This is a genomic window from Variovorax sp. 01T439_2 (assembly GCF_056398445.1).
This window is the reverse complement of the sequence record NZ_JBFTPJ010000353.1, coordinates 1-5,440: the sequence shown is the minus strand read 5'-3', so window position 1 is coordinate 5,440 and position 5,440 is coordinate 1. Positions and strand designations below refer to the sequence as shown.

Sequence of the window (5,440 nt, the reverse complement as noted above, 5' to 3'; positions counted from 1 at the left end):
CGGCAAGGTCGAGCGCGAAGGACTGGGTGGCCTCGAACACCTCGTCGCGTTCCATGCGCACCGCCGCCAGGTCGTTGATGTCGAAGAAGCGCCGGTAGTTGATTTCGTCGGCCGCCACGCGCCAGTAGGCGAGCCGGAAGGCCTGCAGGTCGATGAGCCGGTGCAGCTGGTCGCGCGCCTCTTCCGACGCCAGGTTGAACTCCGCCACCGCGGCCAGCACGGCGCGCGCGAGCGACGGATGCGCCTCTGCCAGATGCGCGAGGCGGGCCTTGAACAGTTCCTTGTCGCGCACGCGCTCGGTGCATTCGGCGGGCGTCTGCGCACGGCGGCTGGGCAGGTGGCCGAAGGCGGCCGAGAGGCTGGCGAGCTGCGCTGCGAGCATCGGGTCCTTCAGGTGCGGCAATGCGCATGCAAGAACCACGGGATAGCTTTCGGGCGCCAGCGGAAACCGGTGGTCGAAGTAGCGCAGCGCGAAGCTGCCGTGCGCCGCTTCGAAGTGCAGCGCCAGCTCCCCGCTCGCGAGCACCTCGCCATAGTGCCCGCCAAGCACCGGCAGCAGCACCTTGCCGGCCAGCTCCTTGTTGAGCGGCTGCCAGTCGATGTCGAAGTGATGCGCGAAGAGCGAGGCCGGGCCGTTCTCCAGCACGTCCATCCACCAGGCGTTGTCGGCGCCGAGCACACCCATGTGGTTGGGCACCATGTCGAGCAGCTGCCCGAGGCCGTGCGCCTGCAGCGCCGCGACGAAGCGCGCAAAGCCTTCGGCGCCGCCGAGCTCGGGGTTGACCTCGGCATGGGCCACCACGTCGTAGCCGTGCGTGCTGCCCGCGCGGGCGCGCTGGATGGGCGAGCAATACACATGGCTCACGCCGAGCTGCGCGAGGTAGGGCAGCACGCGGATGGCATCGTCGAAGCCGAAGCCCTGGTGGAACTGCAGGCGGTAGGTGGCCCTCGGCACGCGCGCCTGCAGCAGCGTGGACGGCGCCGCTTCCGCGCGCAGGCTGCGGCGCGGGCGAATCGCGCGCAGGTGTTCCGTGAGCCCCTGCATCGCCGCGCCGGCCGCCAGCTCCTGCACGCTGGGCGCCAGCTTGCGCCGCCAGTTGGGATGCGTGTCGGTGGTGCCGGGCATGTTGGCCTGCTCCACCTCGCCGGCCACGTCCTCGAGCTGGAACACCATCAGCGCCGACGGCGCCGCGGCCAGGAACGCGTGGACCGCCTGCGTGATGCGCGGCGAAGGCACTGCGAGCGACAGCGCCTGCGCCGCCTCGTCGGCAGACAGCAGGCCCGCCTCGCGCACGGCCAGCATCAGCCGGATGCGTTCCTGCGCGCGGTCCAGCAGTTGCGCATCGAACAGCCGCGGATCGGGAAAAAGCCCGAGCGCCAGCCGCAACCGAAGATCGTGCCCCGACCACCAGCCCGCGAGGGTGGCGAGGTCGTGCGTGCTGATGGCCACCAGCGCGGCCGCCGGGTAGGCCGCAGGGGGCGTGAAGCCGCCGCCCTGCTGCTTCTCGAAATAGAGCAGCCGGTAGGAGAGCACGTCGGCGCGCGCGAGCGCTTCGCGCATCGCGTCCTCCACCGTGCCCAGGTCTTCGCCCACCACCATGCAGCCATGCCGATGGCTTTCGACCGCCACGATGGCCAGCATCTCCTCGACCGCGTAGCGCACGTAGGCGCCATCGTGCGGCGAGCGGCCCGGCGGAATCCAGAACAGGCGCATCAGCCCCATCACATGGTCGATGCGCAGCGCGCCGGCATGCCGCATGTTGGCGCGCAGCATCTGCACGAAGGGCTGGTAGTGGTGCGTGCGCAGGTGGTCGGGGCGCAGCGGCGGCAGGCCCCAGTTCTGCCCGGCCGGATTGAACTCGTCGGGCGGCGCGCCGATGCTCGCGCCGACCGCAAAGCAGTGGCGCGCGGCCCAGGCATCGGAACCGCCGCGGTCCACCGAGACGGCCAGGTCCAGGTAGAGCCCGATGCCCATGTCCAGCGCCTTGCAGCGTTCGCCCGCGCGCGCGAGCTGGCGCTCGGCCACCCATTGCAGGTACTGGTGGTATTGCAGCCGCTCGGCATGCTCGGCCGCAAAGGCCTGCACCTCGAGCGAATCTGCCTGCCGGTAGGCCTCGGGCCATGCGAGCCAGCCCCAGCACTGCGGATCGGCCGCGGCAAAGTGGGCCTGCAGCGTCTCGAACAAGGCGTGCTGGCGCAGCGGTTCGCCCTGCGCCGAGACAAAGGCCAGGAAGGCCTCGCCGCGTGCATCGGGAGCGCCGGCCGGCGAAAGATGCCGCGCGCGGAAGTGCTCGAACAGCAGCTCCAGCACTTCGAACTTGGCGGCGGCCACGCCGGCGTGGTCGACCAGCGGCGCGGCCCGCAGCGCCGCGAGCCGGCCCTGGAACCCGGGCGATTCGACGTGCCGGCGCGCGGCCTCGCAGGCGGCGAAATCGTCGACCGACTCGACGTCGATGTACAGCACGTTGATCCATTGCCGCGACGACGGGCTGTAAGGGCTGGCGCGCGGCGGATCGGTCGGGAACAGCGCATGCAGCGGGTTCAGGCCGATCAGGTCGGCGCCCTGCCCGGCCATGCGGTCGACGAGCGCTTCGAGGTCGCCGAAATCGCCGATGCCCCAGTTGCGCGCCGAGCGCAGCGCATTGAGCTGCAGCGCCGGCCCCCAGACGCGGCCGCCGTCCTGCACGGCGGGCGGGCGGTAGCAGCGGCCGGGCGAAGCGATGAGCATCGTTTCTCCGGGCAGGCCGTCGACCTGCAGCCAGTGATAGCCGGGCGCGAGCGGCTCGGCCAACTGCAGCGTGCAGCGGCCATGCGGCCAGGGCTGCGCATCGGCTTCGCCGTGGCGCACAAGCCCCTGCTCGTCGCGCAGCCGCCAGCGCAGGCTGCCTGAGCGCTGCGGCAGCTGCAGCGACCAGTGCGGTGCCTGCGCCTGCACCACCTGCACCGGCGGCATGGCGGGCGCTGAGGAAGCGTCGGCCTCTTCGCCGGTTGCGGCACCCGCCTGCACGCCGAACTCGGCCAGCAGCGCGGCCAGGTTCTCGGGCGACGCATGGCGCAGCGTTCCGAAGGCGTCGTGGTAGGTCGCAGAGATGCCGTAGTGCCGGCACAGGCGCTCCAGCACATCGTTGCTCCAATGACCCGGATCAGCCACCGGCCATGTCCTCCAGCGTGGCATGCACGGCGCCGCGCTCGAGTTGCAGGCCCGCCGCTGCGGCCACGGCGCCCCTGCTGAAGAGCACCGTGCCCGCAGGCGCGGCTGCTTCCACCGCAGGCTGCGCGCCAAGATTCGCAAGCAGATGAAGGCGCTTGCCCGAGAGCTTCCACTGAACCCGGATCAGCCCGTCTTCGCAGCCATGGCTTCCCGCGCCGTGCACGCCGGCCAGGTGCGGCACCAGCAGGCGATGGCGCGCGTCGAGCAATTGCTGCACCTCGCACAGTTGCGCGAAATGTGCCCGCGTGCCGCGCTCGCGCCAGCGCAGCTTCGAGGCCTGGAAGGTTTCGGCCGCGTTGGGATCGGGAATGCGCGCACGCGCGGCTTCGTCGGCAAAGGCGGCAAAGCGGCCGAACTCCGCGCGGCGCCCTTCGGCCACGGCCGAGGCCAGCTCGGGGCCGAAGTCGCAGAAGTACAGGAACGGCGAGGAGGCCGCGAACTCGTCGCCCATGAAGAACATGGGCACGTGTGGCGACAGCAGCACGCAGGCCAGCGCGGCGCGCACCAGCACCGGATCGCCCAGCGCATGGATGCGCTCGCCGAATGCGCGGTTGCCGACCTGGTCGTGGGTCTGCAGGTAGGACACGAAAGCGGTCGGCGGCAGCTGCGTGCTGGGTTCGCCGCGCGGCTCCCCGCCGCGAAAGGCCGAGGGCTGCCCCTGGTAGATGAAGCCTTCGGCCAGCGCACGCGCAAAGCGTGCCGCGGCGTCGTCGGCATAGTCGGCGTAGTAGCCATCGCGCTCGCCGGTGGCCAGCACATGGGCGGCGTGGTGCAGGTCGTCGTTCCATTGCGCGGTGCCCGCCACGGGCAGGCCGTTGCCGTCGCGCGCCAGCAGCGAAGCCTGGTTGGCGTCGTTCTCCAGCACCAGGTGCACCTGCCGCTCGCGCGCCGGGCCGGCGTTCAGCGCCTCGCGGATCTCCTGCACGATGTGCCTGGGCGAGGCATCGCGAATGGCATGGATCGCATCCATGCGCAGGCCGTCGAAGTGGAATTCTTCCACCCAGTACAGCGCGTTGTGGATGAAGAAGTCGCGCACGGTACGCGAGCCCGCTCCGTCGAAGTTGATGGCCGCGCCCCATGGCGTGTGCTGGGCCGCGTCGAAGAACTCGGGGCAGCAGGCGTGCAGGTAGTTGCCCTCCGGCCCGAAGTGGTTGTAGACCACGTCGAGCAGCACCATCAGCCCGAGCGCATGCGCGCTGTCGACGAGGGCCTTGAGCTCGTCAGGCGTGCCGTAGCTGGCGTCGGGCGCGAACTGCAGCACGCCGTCGTAGCCCCAGTTGCGCGCACCGGGAAAATCCGCGAGCGGCATGAGCTCGACCGCGGTAATGCCCAGTTCCGCCAGCTCGCCGAGCCGCTCGCGCGCGGCCCGGAAGGTGCCTTCCGCGGTGAAGGTGCCGACGTGCAGTTCGTAGACCACCGCTTCGTGCCAGGGCCGGCCGCGCCAGGCCATGTCGGTCCATTCGTAGAGCGCCGGATCGACCACCTGGCTCGGACCGTGCACGTCCTGCGGATTGAAGCGCGAGGCCGGATCGGGCATGGTGGTGCCGTCGGCCAGCCGGTAGGCATAGAGGTCGCCAGCGCGTGCATCGGCGAGCGTGAGGCGGTGCCAGCCGTCCGTGTCCTGCGCCATGGCGTGCAGGGCCTCCTTCGCGCCCGCCGGCGTGTGCACCAGCGTGACGCCATGCATGGACGGCGCCCACAGTGCAAAGTCCACGCCGCCATCGCCGCGCACCGTGGCGCCGAACGGCATGCGGTGAAAACGCTTCATGGCCGCACGTCCGGCCGGCTCAGCACCACCAGCGAGCGGCACTGCAGCGGATAGGCGGGCTCGGACCAGGCGGGCGCGAGCGCGGCCACGTCCTCGGTGGCGGGCGGCGGGGTGCCGCTGGCGGTGTCGAGCAGCAGCCGCCAGGCGCCGTAGGGAGCGGGCGGCAAGGTGAACGGGATCTCGTCGTGGTGCGCGTTGAACAGCACCAGAAAATCATCGTCGTGCAGCGCCTCGCCGCGCGGTCCGCGGTCGGCAATGCCGCCGCCGGACATGTACATCGCCAGGCAGCGCGCGTTGGCGTCGCTCCAGTCCTCGGGGCGCATCTCGGCGCCGTCGGGCCGCAGCCAGACCACGTCGGTCACGCTCTCGGCCTCCGAGGGCTTGCCGGCAAAGAAGCTGCGGCGCCGGAACGAGGGGTGGGCGCGCCTGAGCGCGATGGTGCGCTCCACGAAGGTGATCAG

Annotated in this window: 2 protein-coding genes and 1 pseudogene; all 3 read right to left on the bottom strand. The window is 71.1% G+C overall.

Annotated elements, in window-relative coordinates; genetic code table 11:
* The coding region (gene malQ / locus AC1DOC_RS17390) for a 4-alpha-glucanotransferase (RefSeq protein ID WP_478130158.1) at positions 1 to 3,151 on the bottom strand (3,151 nt) is incomplete at its 3' end.
* A complete protein-coding gene (gene treZ, locus AC1DOC_RS17385) occupies positions 3,144 to 4,979 on the bottom strand; it encodes a malto-oligosyltrehalose trehalohydrolase (protein WP_478081409.1) in 1,836 nt (611 codons plus the stop codon). The genes treZ and malQ, both read right to left, overlap by 8 nt.
* Positions 4,976 to 5,440, bottom strand: a pseudogene (locus AC1DOC_RS17380) (glycogen debranching protein GlgX); the annotation flags it as partial. The pseudogene AC1DOC_RS17380 and the gene treZ, both read right to left, overlap by 4 nt.

Excerpts from the sequence above, each read along its gene's own strand:
- treZ (WP_478081409.1), bottom strand. The coding sequence starts at position 4,979 with ATGAAGCGTTTTCACCGCATGCCGTTCGGCGCCACGGTGCGCGGCGAT.